The organism is [Clostridium] hylemonae DSM 15053 (assembly GCF_008281175.1).
Lineage (GTDB): Bacteria > Bacillota > Clostridia > Lachnospirales > Lachnospiraceae > Extibacter > Extibacter hylemonae.
The window spans coordinates 3,797,542-3,820,622 of the sequence record NZ_CP036524.1; the positions used below are offsets into that span (position 1 = coordinate 3,797,542).

The window sequence follows — 23,081 nt, forward strand, 5'->3', positions numbered from 1 at the left end:
TCTCTCATTCAGATCCATACTTTTATTTTCTATATGTGTAATGTTAAATTAGACAATATTGCTCCTATATTAATTAAGAGCGTTCTGGTATCAAAAAGGGCTCACATTTTGCCGTTTTTTTGAAAAAATAATTATCTGTAACATTTTATATGATTATGATATAATAGATTATAATTATATGTTCTTGCAACATTAAGGGGAAAAGGAGTCTTGCGCTATGCAAATGAAAAAATTAAGCCTTTTAAAAATGGTTCAGTTGACTGTATTGGTCATTCTGAGCCTTGTCAGTATCTGCCTGCTGCTGAACAAGGATATCAAACAGTACATTTTTTCCAATATGGCCGCTACTATTCTATTTGTGGTCGTCTGGATAATCTTAATAACAGGTTTTGTATTTCTTCTGATGGATTTCAATGTTATTTCCGAAATGAAACTGAATTATCACAACCTGTATCAGGTCGCGTATTCCGATCCGCTGTCCGGCATTCCGAACCGGTTCAGCTGTGATGTTCTGATCGAAAAGTATATTGACAAGGATCTGCCGGAAAGTGTTGGCTGTGTCGTTCTGGATCTTACGAATCTGCCGGAAATCAATTCAGAGTACAACCACGCCACCGGTAATAAATTATTATCTGAATTCTCCACACTTCTTTCTTCTGCATCGGCAAATCATGGATTTGTAGGAAGAAACGGAGGAAATAAATTCCTTGCTATTTTTGAAGACTGTGACAGGGAAAAGCTTAATAATTTCCTGAAAAGCGTCGAAAGGAAAGTAGAAAGACACAATGCCGCGCCAAAAGCACTGCCTATCGAATATAAAGCTGGATTTGCTTTAAACAGCGAAGAAGAATTCCTGCAGATTACGAGGCTTATTGCTCTTGCTAATCAACGTGTTTACGAATAAAGAAAAGGAAATTAAGCTTATGGCAGAATTAGATTATGAGTATATTGCCGGACTGGTCAAAAAGGCCCAAAAAGGAAACAGCGATGCTTTTGCGGAAATTTACGCGGCTACTTACCAGAAGCAGTATAAATTCACATATCAGTATGTTAAGGATGCTTACCTTGCTCAGGATATACTGCAGGAGGTATACATACTGGTGCTTAAGAACATCACAAAGATAAAGAATCCCCGGCTTTTTATATCCTGGCTGAACCAGATCAATTTCCGTATATGCCTGAATGCGTGCAAGAAACGCAGCCAACAGGTCCAGGAGCTCGGACAGACGGCGGACGGCAAGTCCCTGGCGGATGTACAGGCCGGTGAATCGTTGAATCCCGAGCAGGAGTTCGCCCGGAAAAATGCCAATGAAGAACTGATGGAAAAGATCCTTTCTCTCCCTCCTCATGAGTCTCAGGTGATCATTATGAAATATTATAATGAGATGAAACTCGAGGAGATCGCAAGTGCCATGGACATCAGCCGCAGCACTGTTAAGCGGTATCTTGCCCACGGCCGCGCGAGCTTGGAAAAAATACTGGGAGAACAGAAAGGAGGAATCAACATTGGATAATACAAACACCAATCCTGAAAGAATACCGGAACTGGATCCTGAAACAGCCAACCAGCTTCTTAACAATATCTTTGCGGAATGTGAAGTTGTACCTAATGCTATTCCTCTTGAAACACTGGAATCATGGGGTAATTATAAAAAGACAGAATTTCGTCTCGGCAGGATCATTTCTTATATCGTACTTGTAGTTCTCGTACTGCTGCCTCTTCTCTTTTTCAGGCCGACGATCATAGCCCAGAGAACGAATGTGGATTCCACGGACAACGCAGTCTATGAGATACAGGTCAAGACGCTGCTTCCCGTAGACGGAGTCTCAGCAACGATCGACGGCATCCCCGTCACTTTGGAAAGGGTAAATTCCAGGAACTATATGGTAGCCATTCCACAGAACGGGACGCTGCAGATCAAAGCCACTTCTGTGAACGGCCAGTATTCCGTGAAAAAATACGAGGTGACTCATCTTGATATGGACAAACCGGAACTGATACGTTCGTATACAGAAAACGGCTATATAAATATTGTAGTGCGCGATACTTATTCCGGTATTGATTACGACGGTATAGCCGGGACAGATTCAGAGGGCAATACAATTGAGCCTGACGCAGTCGATAAAGAAAACGAAACCATTACATTTAAAATACCGAGCCAGCCGGTCAACGTTATTGTTCCTGACAATTCAGGCAATGAGCTGGAAATTCTAATTTCGCCTACGGAATAGTTTAAAGGAGGATACAGCACATGAATAAGAAGACAATATTTAAATCTGTATTGTTGGTCATTCTGTGCTGTATCCTTTTCTGCAGCTGCGCAGGAAAGAAAAGCGCGCCGTCCAAGTCAGGACCGGTACGCGACAATACTCCGAAAGTCTATGTACCTGAGGCAAGCGGCACGGCAACATACGGCAATGACACGGTAACGTTCGATGCGTCCCATACAGACCAGGGCTATATGATGGTACAGTACCGGGGCACAAACGAAAAAGTGAAGCTTCAGTTTGCGGCGCCCGACGGCTCAACCTACACATATCTTCTTTCACTGAGCGGTGAATACGAAACATTTCCTTTCTCTGCCGGCAGCGGAACTTATTCTGCCAGCCTTCTTGAAAATGTACAGGGCGACATGTACAGTATCGCTTTTGCACAGGATATTGAAGTGAATATCGCGGACGAATTTACCCCTTTTCTCTACCCGAACCAGTACGTCAACTTCACACCTGACTCTAATGCCGTCAAAGAGGGCGAGAAACTGGCCAAAGGAGCGCATTCTGATCTGGAAGTTGTGGAGAACATATATCACTATGTGATCAAAAATGTTTCTTATGACGATGATAAAGCTTCTTCCGTAACATATGGATATCTCCCCGTAGTGGATGAGACCTTAAAAACAGGCAAGGGGATCTGTTTTGATTATGCTTCCCTTATGGCCGCCATGCTCCGGTCCCAGGGTATTCCTACCAAGCTTGACATCGGATATGCCGGAGACGCCTACCATTCCTGGATCAGTACGTATGTGGACGACAAAGGATGGATAGACAATATTATAGAATTTGACGGGACTTCCTGGGAACTGATGGACCCTACTTTTGCCGCAAACAGTGACAACAAATCGTTGAAAGAAGCTATTGGAGACGGCTCCAATTATGTATTAAAATATACGTATTAACAGAATAGACTTACAGTTATCATAAGCAAGAAAGGAGTTCTTATGGCACAGCAAACATTTACCCCTCTTTCCAATATGGAAATATCAGCCTTTTGTTCACAGATGGCAATGATCTTACAATCCGGCATCTCTTCGGTAGAGGGGGTCACCCTCATGCTGGAAGAAAGCAAAAGTCCTGATGAACAGGAACTTCTTACAAATATGCAGAAAACGCTTTTTGAAACAGGCAGCTTTTATGAAGCGCTTGTCTCAACCTGCTCTTTTCCGGATTATATGCTCCAGATGGTCAATATCGGGGAACAGACGGGAAAGCTCGACGACGTTATGAAATCACTGTCAGAACATTATGACCGCGAGGCTGCGATCGCACAGTCGGTAAAAAATGCCGTCACATATCCGCTCATCATGATATGTATGATGCTGCTCGTGATCGTGGTACTTATCACAAAAGTGATGCCTATCTTCAATCAGGTATTCCGCCAGCTCGGAAGCGAGATGACAGGATTTTCCAAAGCCATACTGAACCTCGGAACTGCACTGAACCGTTATTCTGTCATATTCATAGCCGCGCTCGTTATTCTCATTATTTTTGTCATTCTTATCACGCGCACAAAGAGCGGACGCGCCGCATTCGGGCGGTTTACCGGAAGGTTCGCGTGGACGCGCTCTGTATCTGAAAAGATGGCTGCCTGCAGATTTGCCAGCGGGATGGCACTGACACTGAGCAGCGGAATGACTCAGTCTGAGTGCCTGGAACTTACGTCAAAACTTACGGATAATGAAAATTTCCGTCAGAAGCTGGAACAATGCCAGATCAAAATGCAGGAAGGTGAGGATCTGTCACAGGTACTGCTTGAAATGGAAGTCTTTTCCGGGATATATGCCCGCATGGCTTCTATCGGCTCAAAGGCCGGTGTCCTGGATGAAGTCATGAGCGACATCGCCGACCGGTATCAGGAGGAGATCGACCAGAGATTTACGAACATTATCGCTACACTTGAACCGACGCTTGTCATTATACTTTCACTGATCGTGGGAATGATCCTGCTGTCTGTAATGCTTCCGTTAATGGGAATCATGTCCAGCATATAAGAGATTGGGGTAATCTGCATGAAACAACGTTTTGTATCCAATAAGACCGGGTCAAACAACAGAAACTTTATTGTTTCCATCATAGTGTTTTTCATCATCTTCGGGTGTTTTTCGTTTGGCATATCAACCTTTTCAGACAAAGCATCTGAGCAGGAAAAGCAGACGCTTGAAACGGCGGTAAACCGCGGTATTGCCCACTGCTATGCCATTGAGGGGGCTTACCCGGAAAGTCTGCGGTATCTGGAGGAACATTATGGACTTATCTATGATGAGGACCGGTTTTTTATAGACTATCAGATACTCGGTTCCAATATTATGCCTGATGTAACGATTATTGATAAGGAGGACCGGCAATGAAATTCCAGACCCGCCAGAGACATGTGATCGACCTTATATTTCCAATAGCGCTTTTCTTTGTCTTCGCGGCATCTTCTCTTGCCGTTCTGCTTCTGGCTGCCAATTTATATGGTTCCACAACAGGACAGATCCAGGCCAATGACCAGAACCGGACGTGCCTTTCCTATATCGCTGAAAAAATAAGACAGAACGACAGCGACAGGGCCGTTTCGATACAGAGTATAGATGACACGGAATGTCTGGCGCTGCGCGGCAATTATAACGGCGTTGCCTGCACTACGTATATATACGAACTGGACGGTTCCTTAAAAGAACTGTTCATAAATGATGGTGTAGATATATCTCTGAAAAACGGAAAAACGATAATGGAGATCGAGCGTCTCCGTATGGATGAGACGGGGGACGGGATCTTTCACTTTGCGTCAACTGACAAGAAAGGGAATGAGGATTCCCTTATCATCTCAGAAAGGAGCGAGTTATGAAAAAACAGGCTTCCAACCGCTCCGGGCTGCTTCTGATGGAAATTATCATAGCGATACTGTTCTTCTCCGTGATCAGCGCCATATGTCTGCAGCTCTTCGTCAAGTCACATACGCTCAGCCGGGATACTGAGGTGCTGGACAGCGCGGTAAATGAGACGAGCTCCGCAGCCGAGCTGCTCCACAGTACAGAAGATGCAGAGTCAGCGCTCCGAGAGTATTATCCGGCCTTGAAGAAAGAAGACAGCAGGTTGTATATTTATTATGACGAGGCATTTAAGGCATGCGCTGAGACAGATGCGGTCTATTATATGGAAATAAAAAAAGAGTCGGCGGAAAACGGGATCTTTGAATATAAACTTACTGTGAACAAATCCGGCTCCTCCTCACATATATATGAAATGGAATATGTAACATACGAGCCGTTAAAACCATAGGAAAGGAGCCGCTATGAAAAAAAAGACATATCCTGTGACAAATATAGGCTCCGTATCTCTGCTTATGGTGTTTATCATACTCTGCCTCGTTACGTTTGCCACCTTGTCCTTATCGAGCGCCGCCGGAGATTACCAGTACAGCAGGGATACTGCCCGGCACAATACAGAATATTATAATGCCTGTAATAAGGCAACGCTGAGACTCAAAGAGATCGACAAGCTTCTTGACGCGGCTTACACAGGACGTCCGGATGATTATTATGCAGAAGCTGCCAAAGCCTTAGACACAATGGACGGGATCACTTCGGATTTTTCTTCGGAGGAACCGTACTTGTCCTTTGAAGAAAAGATAGATGACAAGAAAGCACTCAAAGTCGTGATTATATTGAACGGAACCGACCGCATTTCCGGCGGTTTTTACCGTATCAGATCCTGGCAGGAAATTTCAACTGCCGGCTGGGAAGGAAATGACCGTCTTAAATTAATTGAATAGGAGATCTTTATCATGAATGCAACTGATTTTTTTGAAAATGCCATAGAGAAAAAAGCATCCGACCTTTTTATAATCGCAGGTCTTCCTGCTTCTATGAGAGTCAATAACACGATCGTGCGCATCAACAGTGACAGACTGCTGCCTGGCGACACAGAAGAGCTTCTGTGCCAAATATACAAGCTTGCCGGGGAACGTTCCATGAATAAGCTCCTGGAGACAGGAGACGACGATTTTTCGTTCGCCATTGCGGGGCTGTCGCGTTTTCGTGTCAGCGCGTACAAGCAGAGGGGCGCCCTGTCGGCTGTTATCCGTATTATCACATTTACTCTGCCGGATCCTGCCTCTCTTGGCATTACGGACAGTATCATGAAACTGGACCGTTTTCCAAAAGGTCTCGTGCTCGTAACCGGTCCGGCAGGCAGTGGAAAATCAACCACCCTTGCCTGTATGATCGATGATATCAACCATAATTTTGAAAAACATATCATCACGCTGGAGGATCCTCTGGAATATCTACACCGCCATGATAAAAGCATTGTAAGCCAGAGAGAGATCAATGTGGATACCGACAGCTATGTAGCTGCCTTAAGGGCCGCGCTCCGTCAGAGCCCTGATGTCATACTTCTTGGAGAAATGCGCGATTATGAGACTACACAGGTCGCCATGACGGCGGCGGAGACAGGACACCTTATTTTCTCCACTCTGCATACGATCGGAAGCGCCAATACGATAGACCGTATAATCGACGTATTTCCGCCTAACCAGCAGCGCCAGATAGCCGTCCAGCTTTCCATGGTCCTTCAGGCGGTCGTGTCACAGCAGCTTGTACCTGCCGTGGACGGCAGAATGGTCCCTGCCTTTGAGATCATGACTGTCACACCTGCCATACGGAATATGATACGGGATAACAAGATCCCTCAAATAGACGGTATTATATACTCTTCCGCAAACGATGATATGATAGCGATGGATACAAGCCTTCTCCGCCTCTTTAAGGCCGGTACGATCACAGAGGAGACTGCTCTCACCTTTGCTACAAATCCGGACATGCTCAGCAAGAAATTAAAATAGTTTACAAAGAAAGGCTTGGATGTATCATTGCATCCAAGCCTGTACTTTTAAGTTAATGATTTACTTTGTGCATTGGATAAGAATCTATATTCAGCTTCAGCTCAAACTGATACGATACTACTTTGTTAAAGCCCTGTCTGATACGTTCCCCTATCTTTACCGCATTCTCCCCGGAAGTGCTCAGGACCATGAGCAGATACTGGCTGCTGCTGTACTGTGTAAATGCGTCCCCGCTTCTGAGTTCACTTTTAATAACCTGATATAAAAGTTCCATGAGCTCCTCTTTGTCCTCAGGCAGCACAGGGCTTCCGTTTTCCTGATCATCCAATGTCAGAAGAAGTATATATGCACTGTCCTTCGAGCGCTCCAGCCCTCTTGCGACAAACCGGTAGATCTGTCTGAAGCTCATATAATCCTGGAGATAAGCCCCCTTTATCTCGCCTTCCTCGGCCAGCTCCCGGCTGATGATCTCCATATCACTGCAGACATATGCATCATCTTCACATTCACCTCTGCGCAGTTCAGGTGTCTTTGTGATTCTGTCTTTCTCCATAACGTATACTCCTTTCGGGCTTTCTCTTTTCGTGCCAGTGCGGCAGAATACAATGAAACATTATTTTTATCCTCATACAGATTATACACTATATTTCTCATCCGGTGTGGTATAACCGTGTCGTTTAATGAATTTGATATGTCATTGCGCGTCCTTCCAACTATTCATAGGACTTAATTATTGAATAATAGAGCATTACTAAACTTGTACTCAGTAATACGCCGCCAATAATATCCGTAAACCAATGCACGCCTGATATCGATCTTGCAATCACCATAAGTAAGGTAAATAACAAAATAGTATACTTAACAACTTTTCTTACCTTCTCATTCTTAATACGCCTATTCATTTGCAAAATAGCTGTTGGCATAACACTCATGACTAATAGTGTTGTTGATGAAGGATAAGACGCTTCAAGATAACCATTAATTAAGACTGGTCTGTAATTGATTGCATACACCTCGAACAAAATATACGCAATGAATACTATGATGTAGAAACCTCCAAGAGCCAAAATGTCACAATCCACTTTTAACAAGTTTTTTCTTTTTATCAACTGCACAAGTCCAAGTATTGCAAATCCTAGTACAACAAACACTGGTATTAATCCCAGCCAGTCAGTAATGGTATAAATAAGCATATGCGTTCCCGTAAGATTATGAAAGAATCCATTAAACGTTGCAAACCCTACTTCCGAATCCTTTGGCCCCACTGCTTGTACATCTACATACTGCACTGCCACTGTCCATAACAGAAAAAAGAGAAATAAACCTCCTGCTATAATAAAATTTTTTTTATTACTTTTTTTCATACTTTATCCATCCTTTCATGTTTGGCTTATGTCTAAACACAATATAGTGGATGGTATAAAAAAATGTAAGAATTAATATGTCACATATCTGATACGATTCGTGTCATGCCCATTTTATAAGTAATAAAGCCTTTATACTCATAAAAATTAATATGAACATTCCAGCATACGGTTGAAGGCTAAGCATAAAAGATAACGTCGCCAATACACTCAAGCCTAAAGATAATTTGCTTTTTGTTGCTATCCATAAGGGTGTTGTACAATTTTGAAGTGCCAACGTCAATACCCCACATAATATAATTCCAATCACAATAACCATGTAAGGAATGATTATATAACTTTCAGCTTTTGTAAAAGATAACAACGAAACTGACTCTATTACATTTCCAACATTCTGTCCGAATATTGGAAGGAAAAAAAATGACGCTACAGAACAATCCAGTAATCCAAAAGTCAAATCTATAAAGTGATGAATTTTTCGGTCAGTATCCTCTTGTGCAGCGTTTAGGATTTCTTCACTTGAGAGCAAATCATCAAGTGATATTGTAAAAAACTTAGATATTTCTTTTAATGAATCAATGCTTGGATATCCTCTACCTGATTCCCATTTAGAAATTGCTGTTCTTGATACAGACAAAATTTCAGCAAGTTGTTCTTGTGTCAAATTTTTACTCTTTCGGAGTTTCTGTAACTTTTCATTAAATTCCAATTTTGCCATCCCTTCTTCACCAAATGTTAATTTATCTGCCCCGGGCTCTAATGTTCCAGGGGAGGCTCCTTGCTGTTCATCCGCAGGGTACGGCGGATCCTGTTTAAAGATTCTTTTTTGAAGGCTGTATTCACGGCGCATTTTATAAATAACCGTCTGTTGCAGCATTTCGGTATAAAACATATTGCTGCGCCGGCTGCCTGATTATGGATCTCGGAGGGGCAGATATCCCCTCCGGCACAAATATGGCTTCATATGAAAAAATCTCCATTCAAAGGCTTTTTCCAGTCTAAGAAACTGAAAATCATCGTATCTTACCTATATAGCGGCACACCTTCTTTTTATATTGCACATACTCGTCTCCAAATGTGGTAAGTAAAAACTCTTCCTCCACATTAACGATTTGTAAGTGGTACATGAGAATGGCAAATACGGACACAACAAACAAAACCCAGTTGAAAAACATCAGTAATATGCCTATATACAAAAGGTCGAAGCCTAAAAAAGCGGGATTTCTGCTGAATTGATAGATTCCGCCTGTCACAAGATCTGTTTTGTCAGTTTGAGCCACACCAGCCCGCCAATTATCACGCATAGTCAAAACTGCAGCAATGAATACAGCTGTACCCGCAATACTCACTACAGCGCCAGCGATCCGAAACGGGACTGGGCTATAATTTACATCAAGAAAGATACATACGATCCCTGCCGCAAAGACAAGAAAGGCTGAAATCTTCATGGTGACTTCAACCAACTTTACAAAGCCGGCCTTGCCTTTTCCAATTTGGTCTGTTTGTATGCCCTTCTTTTTCTGACAGATCATTTTTACAATATAACAGCCATAGAAGCTGACCAGGACCACTATGGCAATCAACTGAAACTCCATTATTTTTCTCCCTCCGGCTTTATATTTTTTTCCTAGATAAGCTGAATTTTAGCTATTCAGCAGTTTAGTTAAATCTTCTATAGAAGCATCCATTTTTACAGATACGTCTTCCATAGTCATACCAGAAGCGAGAAAACGGTTTATCACCATTTTCATATCTTCACCAACTTCTATGATATGGCCGTCTAAATCGTAAAATCTAATGACACGCTGTCCCCATTCATGCTCAATGACTTCGCTTAAATACTCGATGTTACTGTACGTTTTTAATTTATTTAAGAAATCGTCAAAGTCTTGTTCTTCAAAGCATATTTCTATATTATTGGATTTCCTTAATATGCATTCTTCCGGTAAATTGACCAGCCAATGAAAATCCTGCTGTAAAGATAAGCCACAAGTAAAAGATATATTGATTCCATAATCCTGATATAATTCCAGTCCAAATAAATCCTCGTAAAACTTTCTGGCAGCCTTGATGTCTGCTACTGATATAACCATACATGTGTGTTTCATACAATTTTCCTTTCAGTTCCAAATTTATTCTTTATTTCCATGTTGATGGATAATCTAAATGACAGGGTAATTTTGTATTACGGTTTCCTTTTGCAGAATTAACTTGTCCTTGCGTTAAAAAGACAGCTTCGCTTAGATCCGCATTATTAAAGTTTGTATCTCTTGTGTCGGCTCCTAAAAAAATCGTTCCATGAAAAAGGCATTTTTCAAAATTTGCGGCTATTAAAAGTTTTGAGCTGAGGTTTGCTCCACTCATGTCGCGTCCTTTAAAATTACCCCCAAGAAAATTAGCCGGGACTTTTTTATCTTCGCTATGAAGACTTTGTTGAAGCAGCTTACACACTTGTTTTAAAATATGATTCGACCTTTGCCTGTATTGCTCTAGATCTAAAGATAAGATACTTTCAGGGCTATAATGGCACATTTTTATATTTTCCTCAATCAGACACTGAATGGATTCTTTTAATGGTTGTGCTGAAATAAGCGATGCTGCTTCTATCAGATAATATCTGATTTGATAAAGCTTAAACACATTTATAAAAACAGCAAAAATTTCTGTTGACCTGTCCGGTATGTCATTCCAGGTCTGGCCTTGATAGATAACCTGTGTCACCTGCTGTCCTGCGCCGAAGCAGTCATAACCAATACAGCCTTTCATTTTCTGCTTTTCAAGCTGCGAATGTATTTTACATCGGTAATCGTTTAATAAATTTGTACATGGCTGCCCTGCTGCTTTATCTTTTGGAAAGCCATCTGTTTTTGAAAAAAACAGAGCAGTACAACACAGTCCTGAACATTTTGAACAATCCGCCTTCATGTGGTCCCATATTTTATCATTTCTTTCATGTATCATCATCTATTTTCAATCCCATCAACTATTCTCTATTTATCTTCCATTATTTTACCTGTCTCAAATCTATTATATAATGGCCCGGTAACAAACTGGGAGTTATCGTTTGCAAAATAAAATATTATTAACTCGTTCGGTTATATATATTTCATTTCCCACTACTTCAAGTTCATAACTCTCAATAATCTCTTTATCGTGTTTCTTTAATAATTCATCAAATCCATAAGCTGTATCTTTTTTCTTCGGAAACCGAATTGTGCTGTCAAAAGATTTCTTGAATCGCAGCCCATACTTTCCGCATATTTGTAACCATTCATCTTTTGTATAAAACTTAATATGACCATCTTTTTTTTGCTGCATGTATCCATCAACAAACCGGCTCGTATCATTGACGTTAGGTGTAGGGTCTGAAATAAACAAGAAGCCATCTGATTTAATAACACGGCTAATCTCAGAAATACTTTTTTGTATATCTGGAAAATGATGCAGCGCATATCTTGAAATAACCATGTCGAACTCATTATCAGCAAATGGAAAATTGACACCATCATAGGTTATAAAACTAATGTTTTGGACATTTTCTTCATTTGCCTTAAAACGATTGACTTCTAATGCCTTTTCAACAATATCTAGTCCAATGATAGATATATTTGGATATTTTTTTGCAATAGGAAAAGACAAATAACCACTTCCCGTACCTAAATCTAAAATTTTCATATCCGCAGAAAATGGCAGAAAATCAAGAATATTTTTCAAATGATGTTCATCTTGTGTCTGCTTATTGTAATAGTCCCCCAAAGAAAAACTATCTTCAAATCCTTGCTTTGTAGCCATAATACTGTTTTCTATATCCATAATATTCAATTCCTCTTTTCGTTTACAAATTCTAATTTATAACCGCCACCATATAGTATCATTTCTGGCATATTCTTTGAAACCGCATCTTATTAGAATTCTTTGTGATGAAGCACCATCAATATCTGTTTCAGCAATAATATGTTTTACGTCGTCCTGCTTAAAAGCCCAATTACAAAACGCCTGAACCGTTTCTGTCATATAACCGTTATGCTCAAAATTCCGCCCTAAGCCATAGCCTATTTCAACTTCTCCATCACTGTTAGGAACATCCTTAAAATCAATTGATCCAACTACGCAACGATCTGACTTTTTAACAATAAACCAAAAAGTGTGCCATAGATAATTGGCAGGGTCTTTTTGAGCCTTTTCTACTTGTCCGCATACAATTTCACGAAACAAGCCCTCCATTGGTTCCGCCTTATATGAACATAGTAGTTCCTTTTCAAGCTCTCTAATGTTATACGTCCATAGTTCAAGCTGTTCTGGAGTAAGTGCAATAATATTAAGTCGCTCTGTTTCGATTCTCATTATTCTATTCCTTCAATAAATTCAATATTCCCCCACTACAAACTGGAAGTTGTCGCAATTTTCTTATTCCAATAATCCTCATTTAGACGATAGCCCACTGCTATTTTCTTTTTAACTTATACAAACTCAGATATTACTATCTCATTACCATCAATATCATTTAGGCGAACCTCATAAGTTCCCCAATCATATCTAATAGCTTCAGACAAGTCGACACCTTTTTTCTTCAGACATTCCATAGTTAAATCTAGATTATCTGTTTGAAAGACAAATGATTGATGTCCCGTAGGCTGTGCGTCAAATACTTTACAATCCCATATACAAAGAGTGGGTGCGTTTTCTATAAAGCCAAGATAAACCCCATTTGATTCGTCCACATCAGTCTTAATAAAGGGTATTTCTAATATTTCCCTGTAGAACCTAATAAGTTCTTTTGCCTGCTTAGAAAAAATATTCGTACAATAGTATCCTGTTATCATCATCTCACCTCATCAAATTTAAGTTTAGCCATTACTTCTTTTTAAGTTCAGCAACAGCGCCATAATGTAAAACATCAAACTCAGCAAACGAATTTTCTGTGAGTAATTTCATATGTTCCTGTTCCCACATGGCGATTTCTTCTTCCGTAAGTGAAGCGCCGATCCCCCGGCAGGCTTTCATTCTTCCATTCCAGCTTTCACGAGTGAAATGTACATATAAAGGATATTCCTCATGATAAACTAATTCAAATTTTTCATCATAACAATCAGGTATGCATATTGGATGAATCGTTTCTCCTGCACCACTCCACATCGGACTATATTTCAGCACAAGTTTCTCACTTGCTCCTGCGATTTTATCCTCATAAGGCAGCCAAGCCATATACAAGACAAGAATACGCCCGTCAGGTTTAAGCATACGATAAAACTTAGACACCGTCTCCTCATGATTAAAATACCAAAAACATTGGCATGCAGTAATTACATCAAATGACTCATCTGGAAAATTCACATCTTCTGCTGATAATGCATAGTAATCAATATCCATACCCTCAGAAAGAATTTTTGCCTGTTCAATTTGATTTACGGATATATCTGTACCTATCCATTTTGCTCCATAGTGGTACATATTTCTGGGCAGAACCCCAGTCCCGGTTCCCATATCAAGTACCTTTTGACCGTTTATACATAATTTACGGCTTATAATTTTATCATAAAATTCCTGCGGATAAATATCTCTAAATTTTGCATAATCTGACGAAGTTTTCCCCCAGTCAAAGGCTTTCCCGCCATCAATATTTTTATCTGTTATTTCCATGACTGCCACACCTCCAAATTAGAAATCGGTTATTGTCTTCCTTGCCTTATACCAAATATAAATACAACTGCCTAAAGCTATCATGTACGACACAGTAAGTACAAGAAAAGTTGTGCCTGCAGGGTTCATCATTTTGTATACAGGATAAAACGACGCAATAATAAATATCGGTATCACAATTCCATAGACTGCTTTTTTCCTTGTAGATAAATATACATGAGAGCCAAGTAATACTATCATCAACAAAAATGACAGTAATTCTGTGATGTTAAAGCCGCCAGTAAATAATCTCATAACATATATAAACACCATAGCAATTGCAAAGCATATAAAAGTTGTCATAAGCAATCTCCTTCTTCTTTAACAAACTTAAATTTGACATTTTAATTATATCACACACCCGCGAAGTTTATATCTTATTTTACTTTCTTCACTGATGCTCTTGTTAGTATAAAAAATAACCCAATCACCCGTCGTATAACCTAAGACCTTCAAATACCCTGAAACCCTTTAATTTTCCTGGGTATTTTAACTTCCGAAACAGGAGGTAATATCATCAAGTTCCATCCCGTTTCCCCTTATATTCTGGTTTGTTACTGAATTAATTTCTATCATTAAGAATATTTTCATTAGGGGGTTTACTTTCGGCAGATATTTTTCTCTCCTCTGAGATCAGTCACATGGCCAATCCGCACCATTTTATGTACATCTAATCCCATCATGCAGCTTCTGTTACATAACTTACAGTCGATTCACCGCTCTTTTTCAACCTTTATTCTGATACCCGGTAATTGGAATATCCTCCGTATTTTCATCCCAATTCCTGTCTCTTTTGGTTTAAGACTGCGTATTTCTCAAACGCTCTACTATGCTTTCCCTGCCAACACGGGTAAACCCTACAACGGGCACTACGCAGGCTATGGTGGTAAAAATTGGAATCATAATCAAAAAGGCCCAAGGATTATACTGGTAATCAAAAAACAATATAAACTGATTCAAAGCACGCAGAACGGCCCATGAAAGCGCACTCCCCAAGACGACGCTGATGCCGGAAGCAATCAGAACATAATACAATCCTTCCACCAGAAGCATTTTTTTCAGTTGCTCCTTAGTCATCCCGATGCTGCATAGAACTGCAAACTCCTGTTTTCTGGAAAAAATCCCCGTAATGGTGGAATTTATAAAATTCAAAATACCAATAAAGGCGATCACTCCGCTCATGACTATTCCCAATACCGATATACCACTCAATAACCCTGAAAATTCTTCTTTCAACTGTCTCTTAGACAAGTATCCCATGTAGGGATTTACATTTTCTGTATAGTTCTTTGCGGCAGCCTCAAAATTGATGATGGCATCTTTTTCGAGCTCATAGGATACAGCAAAGCGGGTAGGATTGAGTGTATTTTCTTTCATATCCTCCATAGGTAGTACAAAATCCACTCCATCGACATTATATATCCGTTTATCCATAGAAGAGGGGACTTCTATCACTGCCATCACTTCATACTGCAGCATTCTCTGATTTTCATAGATAACATCTATTTGTTGGCCATCTTCGTTTTTTATTTCCCTTGGAACAGATTTATCGGTGATGAATCCAAGTGTTACCTTATCTCCGGGTTCATATAGGCTTACAGTTTTATTACCCAGAAAAGAGGTAGCCAAAACATAGCCTCCCTGTCGGAATTTTTCTATATCCAGTTCCCCTTCCATAATCTTCAGATTCATAAGCAAAGCCTCATTATACGCATATCTGTTTCCCGGCATAAGTCCTGAATCCAGACGTTTATTTAAAACAGCTGCATTGATTTCATTCCCCTTTCGCAGAAGTCCTTTGTCATCAAGCTCCTGGTATTTCATCTGTTCTTTTTCGCCCAAATATACGCAGTCTAACCCACTGTTTGTCCACATCTCACTTCTGGAAAGGATTCCGGGCTGGCTGTCGAGCATATCCACGTAATCCGCTTCCACTGTAAAATCAGAGCTTCGGGAAGATGATGTATAATTAATATTTGCTGCAGTCAGATCTCCTAGCAGACGGGATTTCAGATAACTGTCCAGTTGAAAGCTACCCATTGCTGTCAGAACCATGGAGAGAAGAACCACGCTCAGACTCATGGACAAAATGGCAAATACTGTTTTTTTCTTATTTCTCCCTAGATTGGACAATGCCATAGCATGTATTTTAGCGCCACTTTCTGTTTTTTTAGCTTTTTTCCTTTTTTTACCTCTCTCTGTATAACGTACTGCCTCTACAGGAGATACGCTGCCCGCAATCTTCCCCGGCCTTCGGCAGCTTACCGCAACCGTAAACAGACTGAATCCTGCCGCAAAAAGTACAATAGCTGGGTGAAAATGCAGACTTATTTCCATATCCTTGAAGTCCAGCATACTTAAAGCTGCCGGAAACAGCACTTTACTGATTCCATAGCCAACTGCCAGCCCAATGGGAATACCTGCAAGTGACAATAAGAATGCCTGTCTGCGAATCAGGAATTTTATCTGTTTTTTTGTAGTTCCGATGGTCTTCAAAAGTGCATAGAACCGAATGTCCTGCAAAATGGAAATCTGAAAAATATTATAAATAATAAGATACCCAGTCAAGATAATCACTGCCAAGGCCCCTGCCATTAAGAATAAAGTACCCGGTTCCACCTTTTCTGCCCGGTTCTGGATATAAGCCCAGTTTACGCTATCTTTCACTTGTCCGCCCGGTTCATAACCTGCATCCTTTATGATTGATTGCACTGTACTTTCAATATTTTTTGTGCTGTCAAAAAATAATCCCACAGTATAGACGCCTACATTGCTGTCTTCCGGGTGCTTCCTCGCCCATTCCTTAAAATCATTACCTGTTTTGTCCCCCTTTAGCTTCTTCCAGTAGTTCTTTGATATATATAACTGTGAAGCATGGCTCACACCGTCCCCCTCATACCAGCCACAGACTTTAAATGTCTTTTCAATTTTTTCTCCCTGAAAATAAAACGTCAGAGGAACCTTCACTCCCAGTTCATGCGGAAGCTTTAACTCGTCAAGAATAAAGGTGTCTATAATTATGTCATCCTCATTCTTTGGCATCTTACCTTCTTTCAAAGAGATAAATGAATTTTCCAACTCCTTTTTACTGGAAGTATAACGGATCTCACCATTTCGTTTCAGGATATTTTCCACGTGCCCTACATAAATATTCCATGAAAATTCCTTTACTCTGGGATCTTCGGTAATGCTCTCCATCTCTTCCTTTAAAGTGCCTTCGAGACTTGCATGAAATTTGCCACCTACTTCTCTCATAATCTGTTCTTGTGAAACCTGTATCATTCCTACGCCTATAGAAGACAGAACCGTAAAAAGGATACAGGTAAGTGTAATAGCTCCCACTGCAAATATATTTCTCATCCGATTACTCTTAAGATTCCTGTTGGATAATTTTATGACTACTTTCCGATTATTATTTCTCATAGTCTGTCTCCTTACTGGTCTTTTACAATTTTACCGTCTTCGATACGGATAACCCGATCGCATAACTGAGCCAGTGTCTCATTGTGGGTGATCATTACAATGGTCTGTTTAAACTGGTCCCCTGTAAGTTTCAAAAGTCCCGACACTTCTTGAGTGGTCTTTGAATCAAGATTTCCGGTAGGTTCATCTGCAAGAATAATGGCAGGCTTGCTGGAAAGAGCTCTTGCTATAGCCACTCTTTGCTGCTGTCCTCCGGAAAGCTGACTGGGAAGGCTGTTCTTTTTTTCCATCAGCCCCAGCATTCCCATAACATCCAAAATAAACTCCTTGTCCGGCTTTTCTCCATCTAATTCAATAGGCAGAACAATGTTTTCATACACATTGAGGACAGGAACCAGATTATAATTCTGGAATATAAAACCTATATTTCTCCTGCGAAAGATTGTCAGGTCCGTTTCATTAAGTTTGAAAATTTCTTTTCCTGCCACTGTTACACTTCCGGAGGTGGCATACTCCAACCCGCCAAGCATATGCAGAAGTGTACTTTTTCCAGAACCGGAAGTACCTACTACTGCAGTAAATTCTCCTTCTTTAATTGCAATATCTACGCCGTCCAGAGCCTTCACCAGACTGGCACCGGAGCCGTAATATTTCTTTAGACCTGTTGTCTTTAATATTTCCATAATCAGTCTCCTTACTATTCAAATATTCCTTTTGGTGTTTTGATATTTATACTATCGTAAAAATCTGACAGCATGCTGACACATGAAGAAAAAATTATGACACAATTGTCATAACCGGTATTATATTGAAAAAGACAGTGCCCATTTTTTATGGAGCACTGCCAAATTCTAATGATATAACTACCAGATATATGTTACTCAAAAAAATTTCTTACTATTTTCTGCCATACCTCAAATTCTTATTTATTTTTTAACCCGGTAAACGGAGATTTATTATTCTTCAATTTTATATCCGGCATGATTGAGAACATCTAATGCCCTCTCGTAATTTTCTCTTTTCGTCAGCACATAGTCGGTATTAAAAGTTGAAATTGCAAAAATTCCTATTTTATTTTCAGCTAAAATTCCGGAAATCTTAGACAGTATCCCAATCAGCGAAAAATCCAACATTCCCTGAATACGAAACGCCTTCCAACCATCATCTCTTCTAGTTGTATTGGACGGCACGTCTTTTGTTATGCATACCAATGAATTTTCTTCATCCGTCTTGCTGATAAAGCTATATTCTGAATCAAATTTCACAAGTGAATAATCTGTAACTTTACATACTGAAAACTCATAATGAATTTTTTTAATTTCCACAATATTTCCTCCACTGTACAAATTGTTTTTTTAATCATAGTTTTAACCTGCGTATTTCCTTATTTTGATATGAAATTATGCTGAATACCGCCCCTGCCAAACCTGTACACAGAAACATCAGCGCCATACCACTGCCTGCTCCTGTTCCAACTATATGCTGTAACATTTTTACCGGTGCTGTATCTGTCCGCATCAATGGTTCTAACACATAATCGGCCAGGCAGCCGCCCATCAGAATTCCTGCTGGAATTGTGCTAAACTGCAAAGCATTTCTCGCTGCAAAAATCCTTCCCTGCATCTCCTCCGGTACATTCCGATATAGCAGATCCATCTGTCCCGCATTGATGAATGCTATCGGCAGGCTTGCCGCTACTGCTGCAAGAGACCAGACAATTCTAGTCCTGCCTAACCCCATCATAACATCGCCAAATAAAAATGAAAGCATAGCGGAAACATAAATCATTTTTATGCTGTTTCCTTTTACTCTTCCGGACGAAACAATAATACCGCCTGCAATGCCCCCGACTCCCATTGCCGCATTAACAAGACCAAGTATATCGTAGTTATTTCCACTTCTTGCTAATATCATAGGGGACAAAATATTTTCATAAGTTAATCTTGATAAAAAATTCAAAAGCGCCATTGTAAGAATAATCATAAAAATACCGTGATTACTCCTCAAATAAACAAAACCTTCCCTGCTACCAGAAAACATAGTAAATTTATCCTTTTTAGTCTTATTTTCTTCTGGGATGCTTAGCACAAACACTAATACCACAAAGGCGCAACTAAAACTTGCTAAATCAACTATAATTATGAGCGGTAAACCGCCGAATGAGAATAGTGAAGCAGCTAATACAGGGGATATAACTGTCACCAGGTTACCTGAAAATGAGTTCATTCCGCTGACTTGCTTTATTTTGCCCTTGGGCACAATTTTACCAATTACAACCGTTGACGCAGGTCCCTGAAACGCATTCATAAAACCGGTAATAAAATTCACAAGATAAATATTCCATATCTGAAGTTCTCCTCTCATACTAAGCGCAAAAACAATTACAGAGCAAAACGCTGCAATAGTATCCGATACAAGCATAATTTTCTTTTTATTATGGCTATCTACAAAGGATCCCGCAAATAGACTTGCAATAATATACGGAATATAGTTAAAGAATGACATCAGTGAAACTGTCATCGCTGAGCCATTCTTCTCGTATGTCCATAGTATCAACGTAAAGCTGGTCATAGAACTGCCAAGCTGTGAGAGAGCCTGACTAAGCCAAAAGACAATATATTTTTTAAAACTATTATTCATTGTTAGATGGCAACGATTGCATGAGAGCGAAAAAATGTTTTAGTTCACCTGTGCTAAAATTGTTATCTATTATATACATATTTATCCTCCATTTTATATTTTTTGCTTTTATCTCTATATGTTTTTTTAGCTTATGAATCTATTAAATCATGTAAACGGAGTAGTTTGCAGCCTTTGCTTTCATAATAATGCAGCATTTCAACAATCTTTCTTTTATCATAGCTTGTAATACAGTCTGATAAAACATTTACATCGTAATTTGCTTTGCGCAGGTTATAACAGGTTGATTTCACGCAGGCCACTGCATCTGCCCCTGCAATATAGAAATTGGATATTTCATTTATGAAATTCACAAATCCTTCACTGGTTAATGCATTTCCTTTAGATTTTGTGAAAACATTAGCTGAAACAATTTTTAAGTCTGAAGCTAATTCAGCTCCATGTGTATTAGGTTTAAAAGTCCTTGTACCAGCCGATAAATTTTCATGTCTAATGTAAACAATATAAATATTATTACTAACCGCCCAATCAATTAACGCATTTATGTTGTCAATAATCTCCTTATAATTTTTTGTTATATCATTTTGAATATCTATTACCACTAAAGCTTTTTTCATAATCATGACTCCTTCATTTTGTTTGATATTGCAATATCCTCAATACTATCATAAAAAACTGACATTATTCTGACATAAAAGAAAAAAGTTATGACATTATTGTCACAAAAAGACAGTGAACCCATTTATTATGGACTCACTGACGCATAATAGTTTTTTTTGCACTGATTTCATTTAACAGATATACATGAAAGCAGCTTCCCCTTCCCGGACTGGAAGTCACAGTAATATACCCCTTTTCCCGGTTTAATATAAGCTGAGCCAGATAAAGTCCCAATCCGCTTCCTTCCTGTTGCTCTACCTGCTTTCCTCTGTAAAATCTTTTAAAAATATCATTATACTCTTTTTCTTCTATCCCTAATCCCTGATCCTGAATATCAACACGAGCATAAAATTCCATAGGATATAATCCAATGGTGATCACAGAACCTTCAGGTGAATACTTCACCGCATTTTCCAGTATGTTTTCCAAAGCTTCTGCTGTCCATTTAGAGTTGTGATACAGCACATACTCTTTTAATCCGCTGGTTTCTATAGTGATTTTCTTTTCACTTGCCCGGGCATATATGCCTCCCACCGCCATAGCAACTGTTTTCCTGATTCCTGTGCAGTTCACAGGAAATGATATGATTCCCTGCTCCAGTCTGGATGCCTTCATCAGCGTTTTCATCAGCCACTGCATTTTCTCTGTCTGCATACGGGTTTCCCTAAGAAACTCCTGCTTCTCTTGCGGACTCAATCCCTCTTCACCCAACAGTTCCGTATACATAAGAATGTTGGAGAGAGGGGTCTTCAACTGATGCGACAAATCAGAAACCAGACTGGCTACTTGATCTCTTTCCTCTAAAGCCTGTTCTTGATTTCTCGAAACATTCCCCAGTAACCTGTTCAAACGGCTTACCAGCTTAGATTCCCTTGTTTCTTTTGTAATCGTCAGATTCTGTGTTTTATCTTTTTGAAAATTATCAAGAACCTTTTCCATCTTTTTAATAGAACAGATATAATAAATCACCGTTCCTGCCGAAGCCAGCACACTGACAACTGCGATTCCTATGCTTAAAACCACCATCCATTTCTCAGTCATGGCACTCCTCCCATAAATAACCCATGCCATGGATGGTTTTAATATATTCAGTACTGGAGGAATTTGTCTCTAATTTGCGGCGAAGACGGCCAATATTCACAGTTAGAGTATTTTCTTCTACAAAAGTGCCGCCCATATCCCACACATATTCCAGAATCTGTTCCTTCAGCAATACTTGATTTTTATTTTCCAAAAAATATTTCAACAGACGGAATTCAGTTAAACTTAGATCCAGCGCTCTATCCCCTTTGTATGCCTTCATCTCCGCTCCATCTATGCTGATATCTCCAGATACCAGTAGTCTTTTGGAACCCGTCTTTAGGACATAACGTCTGGAAAGAGCTGAAACTCTGGCTTTTAGTACTGCCAAAGAAAACGGCTTGGCAATATAGTCATCAGCTCCACATTCCAGACACATCACTTCATCCATCTCCATATCCCTTGCGGTTATCATTAAAATTGGAACATGGGAAAATTCTCTTATTTTCTTACAAAGATCTAATCCATCTCCATCAGGAAGGTTCCAGTCCAAAAGGATCAGCTCCGGCGGTGTCTTTTGGACTTTTGCAAGCCCCTGCTTATATCCTGAACAGCATTCCACCTTATATCCCTCTCTCTCCATGGTAAAAGTAATGCCTCTGGACAGACCTCCATCATCCTCAATAATAAGAATCCTCAATCGTAACTTACCTCCTTAAGAGTAACAAGATATTTTTCTGAAAAGTATAGCATTATATTATTTGTTCCCCTTCTATAGCATCCAGTTAATCAGTGCACACACTATACAAAGAAGGCAAACACCCCAAAGTCAGCTGATGTCAAATGCAGCTTGTTTTTGTCCCACAGCCGTTAATACAGCGCTTCGGATTGCCCCGCGTTCATGAAAAAGAAAGTGCTGAAAACCCTCGAGTTTTCAGCACTTTCAGCGTCCCTGAGACGATTTGAACGTCCGACCCTTCGCTTAGGAGGCGAATGCTCTATCCCCTGAGCTACAGAGACACTTGTATATTATAGCAGTTTATTCAACTGTTATAAACTATTTATTCTATTTTGGTGAGTGACCCCCTTCCGCTTAAGAGGCGGACGCTCTATCCTGCTGAGCTACAGAAACATATTAAATTGTCAGCTTTTATATTTTAGCATTATATCAGGAAAAAATCAATATCCAA

27 protein-coding genes and 1 tRNA gene are annotated in these 23,081 nt (G+C 39.9%); 10 read left to right on the forward strand and 18 right to left on the reverse strand.

Translation table 11 applies throughout. The features are described from left to right. Positions 1–223 precede the first annotated feature (223 nt). Genes LAJLEIBI_RS17810 through LAJLEIBI_RS17855 form a run of 10 tightly spaced genes read left to right on the forward strand, consistent with a single transcriptional unit; the run spans position 224 to position 7,105 of the window. Positions 224–904 carry a GGDEF domain-containing protein gene (locus LAJLEIBI_RS17810; RefSeq protein ID WP_138264184.1) on the forward strand — a complete coding sequence of 227 codons (681 nt, stop codon included), beginning with the start codon at positions 224–226 and terminating at the stop codon, positions 902–904. 19 nt (positions 905–923) lie between these two features. After that, positions 924–1,514 carry an RNA polymerase sigma factor gene (locus LAJLEIBI_RS17815; RefSeq protein WP_147570514.1) on the forward strand — a complete coding sequence of 197 codons (591 nt, stop codon included), beginning with the start codon at positions 924–926 and terminating at the stop codon, positions 1,512–1,514. Then, entirely contained in the window at positions 1,507–2,232 is a 726-nt protein-coding gene (locus LAJLEIBI_RS17820; RefSeq protein WP_006443740.1) for a hypothetical protein, read from the forward strand. Before LAJLEIBI_RS17815 ends, LAJLEIBI_RS17820 begins: the two co-directional genes overlap by 8 nt. Before the next feature lie 20 nt (positions 2,233–2,252). Continuing rightward, on the forward strand, positions 2,253–3,176 hold the full coding sequence (locus LAJLEIBI_RS17825; protein WP_006443741.1) for a transglutaminase-like domain-containing protein: 924 nt from the start codon (positions 2,253–2,255) through the stop codon (positions 3,174–3,176). A gap of 42 nt (positions 3,177–3,218) precedes the next feature. Beyond that, a complete protein-coding gene (locus LAJLEIBI_RS17830) occupies positions 3,219–4,268 on the forward strand; it encodes a type II secretion system F family protein (protein ID WP_006443742.1) in 1,050 nt (349 codons plus the stop codon). Between the two features lie 18 nt (positions 4,269–4,286). Continuing rightward, the gene (locus LAJLEIBI_RS17835; RefSeq protein WP_006443743.1) at positions 4,287–4,625 is read left to right on the forward strand and encodes a hypothetical protein; all 339 of its coding nucleotides are present in this window, start codon (positions 4,287–4,289) and stop codon (positions 4,623–4,625) included. Then, positions 4,622–5,107, forward strand: a complete 486-nt coding sequence (locus LAJLEIBI_RS17840) for a DUF4860 domain-containing protein (RefSeq protein WP_006443744.1) — start codon at positions 4,622–4,624, stop codon at positions 5,105–5,107. The genes LAJLEIBI_RS17835 and LAJLEIBI_RS17840 overlap by 4 nt, the downstream gene beginning before the upstream one ends. Further along, positions 5,104–5,541, forward strand: coding sequence for a type IV pilus modification PilV family protein (locus LAJLEIBI_RS17845; RefSeq protein WP_006443745.1), 438 nt, complete (start codon positions 5,104–5,106; stop codon positions 5,539–5,541). Before LAJLEIBI_RS17840 ends, LAJLEIBI_RS17845 begins: the two co-directional genes overlap by 4 nt. Positions 5,542–5,554: 13 nt before the next feature. Next, positions 5,555–6,034, forward strand: a complete 480-nt coding sequence (locus tag LAJLEIBI_RS17850; protein WP_006443746.1) for a hypothetical protein — start codon at positions 5,555–5,557, stop codon at positions 6,032–6,034. Between the two features lie 12 nt (positions 6,035–6,046). Next, the gene (locus LAJLEIBI_RS17855; protein ID WP_006443747.1) at positions 6,047–7,105 is read left to right on the forward strand and encodes a type IV pilus twitching motility protein PilT; all 1,059 of its coding nucleotides are present in this window, start codon (positions 6,047–6,049) and stop codon (positions 7,103–7,105) included. A 52-nt stretch (positions 7,106–7,157) separates the two neighbouring features. Here LAJLEIBI_RS17855 and LAJLEIBI_RS17860 read toward each other — a convergent pair whose 3' ends face one another. From LAJLEIBI_RS17860 to LAJLEIBI_RS17945, 18 genes are all read right to left on the reverse strand, one after another. Beyond that, positions 7,158–7,658 carry a hypothetical protein gene (locus tag LAJLEIBI_RS17860; RefSeq protein WP_006443748.1) on the reverse strand — a complete coding sequence of 167 codons (501 nt, stop codon included), beginning with the start codon at positions 7,656–7,658 and terminating at the stop codon, positions 7,158–7,160. 160 nt (positions 7,659–7,818) lie between these two features. Continuing rightward, positions 7,819–8,469: a phosphatase PAP2 family protein gene (locus tag LAJLEIBI_RS17865; protein ID WP_006443749.1), complete on the reverse strand. Its 651-nt coding sequence runs from the start codon at positions 8,467–8,469 to the stop codon at positions 7,819–7,821. 103 nt (positions 8,470–8,572) lie between these two features. Beyond that, complete coding sequence (locus LAJLEIBI_RS17870) at positions 8,573–9,346, reverse strand: helix-turn-helix domain-containing protein (protein WP_243132958.1); 774 nt, start codon at positions 9,344–9,346, stop codon at positions 8,573–8,575. 136 nt (positions 9,347–9,482) lie between these two features. Then, entirely contained in the window at positions 9,483–10,064 is a 582-nt protein-coding gene (locus LAJLEIBI_RS17875; protein ID WP_006443751.1) for a methyltransferase family protein, read from the reverse strand. Positions 10,065–10,112: 48 nt separating this feature from the next. Further along, positions 10,113–10,577 (reverse strand): VOC family protein, encoded by a 465-nt coding sequence (locus LAJLEIBI_RS17880; RefSeq protein ID WP_040435156.1) that lies wholly within the window; start codon positions 10,575–10,577, stop codon positions 10,113–10,115. Positions 10,578–10,608: 31 nt separating this feature from the next. Then, positions 10,609–11,433, reverse strand: coding sequence for a pentapeptide repeat-containing protein (locus tag LAJLEIBI_RS17885; RefSeq protein WP_006443753.1), 825 nt, complete (start codon positions 11,431–11,433; stop codon positions 10,609–10,611). A 93-nt stretch (positions 11,434–11,526) separates the two neighbouring features. After that, the gene (locus LAJLEIBI_RS17890; protein ID WP_006443754.1) at positions 11,527–12,282 is read right to left on the reverse strand and encodes a class I SAM-dependent methyltransferase; all 756 of its coding nucleotides are present in this window, start codon (positions 12,280–12,282) and stop codon (positions 11,527–11,529) included. A 36-nt stretch (positions 12,283–12,318) separates the two neighbouring features. After that, a complete protein-coding gene (locus LAJLEIBI_RS17895) occupies positions 12,319–12,813 on the reverse strand; it encodes a GNAT family N-acetyltransferase (RefSeq protein ID WP_006443755.1) in 495 nt (164 codons plus the stop codon). Positions 12,814–12,929: 116 nt separating this feature from the next. Beyond that, on the reverse strand, positions 12,930–13,295 hold the full coding sequence (locus LAJLEIBI_RS17900) for a VOC family protein (RefSeq protein ID WP_006443756.1): 366 nt from the start codon (positions 13,293–13,295) through the stop codon (positions 12,930–12,932). Positions 13,296–13,323: 28 nt separating this feature from the next. Next, positions 13,324–14,109: a class I SAM-dependent methyltransferase gene (locus LAJLEIBI_RS17905; protein ID WP_006443757.1), complete on the reverse strand. Its 786-nt coding sequence runs from the start codon at positions 14,107–14,109 to the stop codon at positions 13,324–13,326. An 837-nt stretch (positions 14,110–14,946) separates the two neighbouring features. Continuing rightward, complete coding sequence (locus LAJLEIBI_RS17910; protein ID WP_006443759.1) at positions 14,947–17,571, reverse strand: ABC transporter permease; 2,625 nt, start codon at positions 17,569–17,571, stop codon at positions 14,947–14,949. Positions 17,572–17,582: 11 nt separating this feature from the next. Then, entirely contained in the window at positions 17,583–18,254 is a 672-nt protein-coding gene (locus tag LAJLEIBI_RS17915) for an ABC transporter ATP-binding protein (RefSeq protein ID WP_006443760.1), read from the reverse strand. Positions 18,255–18,527: 273 nt separating this feature from the next. Next, on the reverse strand, positions 18,528–18,896 hold the full coding sequence (locus LAJLEIBI_RS17920) for an ACT domain-containing protein (protein ID WP_040435158.1): 369 nt from the start codon (positions 18,894–18,896) through the stop codon (positions 18,528–18,530). 34 nt (positions 18,897–18,930) lie between these two features. Then, positions 18,931–20,211, reverse strand: a complete 1,281-nt coding sequence (locus tag LAJLEIBI_RS17925; protein ID WP_006443763.1) for an MFS transporter — start codon at positions 20,209–20,211, stop codon at positions 18,931–18,933. Positions 20,212–20,342: 131 nt separating this feature from the next. Further along, on the reverse strand, positions 20,343–20,831 hold the full coding sequence (locus LAJLEIBI_RS17930; protein WP_187120302.1) for a cysteine hydrolase family protein: 489 nt from the start codon (positions 20,829–20,831) through the stop codon (positions 20,343–20,345). Positions 20,832–20,964: 133 nt separating this feature from the next. Further along, positions 20,965–21,912 (reverse strand): sensor histidine kinase, encoded by a 948-nt coding sequence (locus LAJLEIBI_RS17935; protein ID WP_006443766.1) that lies wholly within the window; start codon positions 21,910–21,912, stop codon positions 20,965–20,967. Further along, positions 21,905–22,591 carry a response regulator transcription factor gene (locus LAJLEIBI_RS17940; RefSeq protein WP_006443767.1) on the reverse strand — a complete coding sequence of 229 codons (687 nt, stop codon included), beginning with the start codon at positions 22,589–22,591 and terminating at the stop codon, positions 21,905–21,907. The genes LAJLEIBI_RS17935 and LAJLEIBI_RS17940 overlap by 8 nt, the downstream gene beginning before the upstream one ends. A 247-nt stretch (positions 22,592–22,838) precedes the next feature. After that, positions 22,839–22,911 (reverse strand) — tRNA-Arg (locus tag LAJLEIBI_RS17945). Positions 22,912–23,081 lie beyond the last annotated feature (170 nt).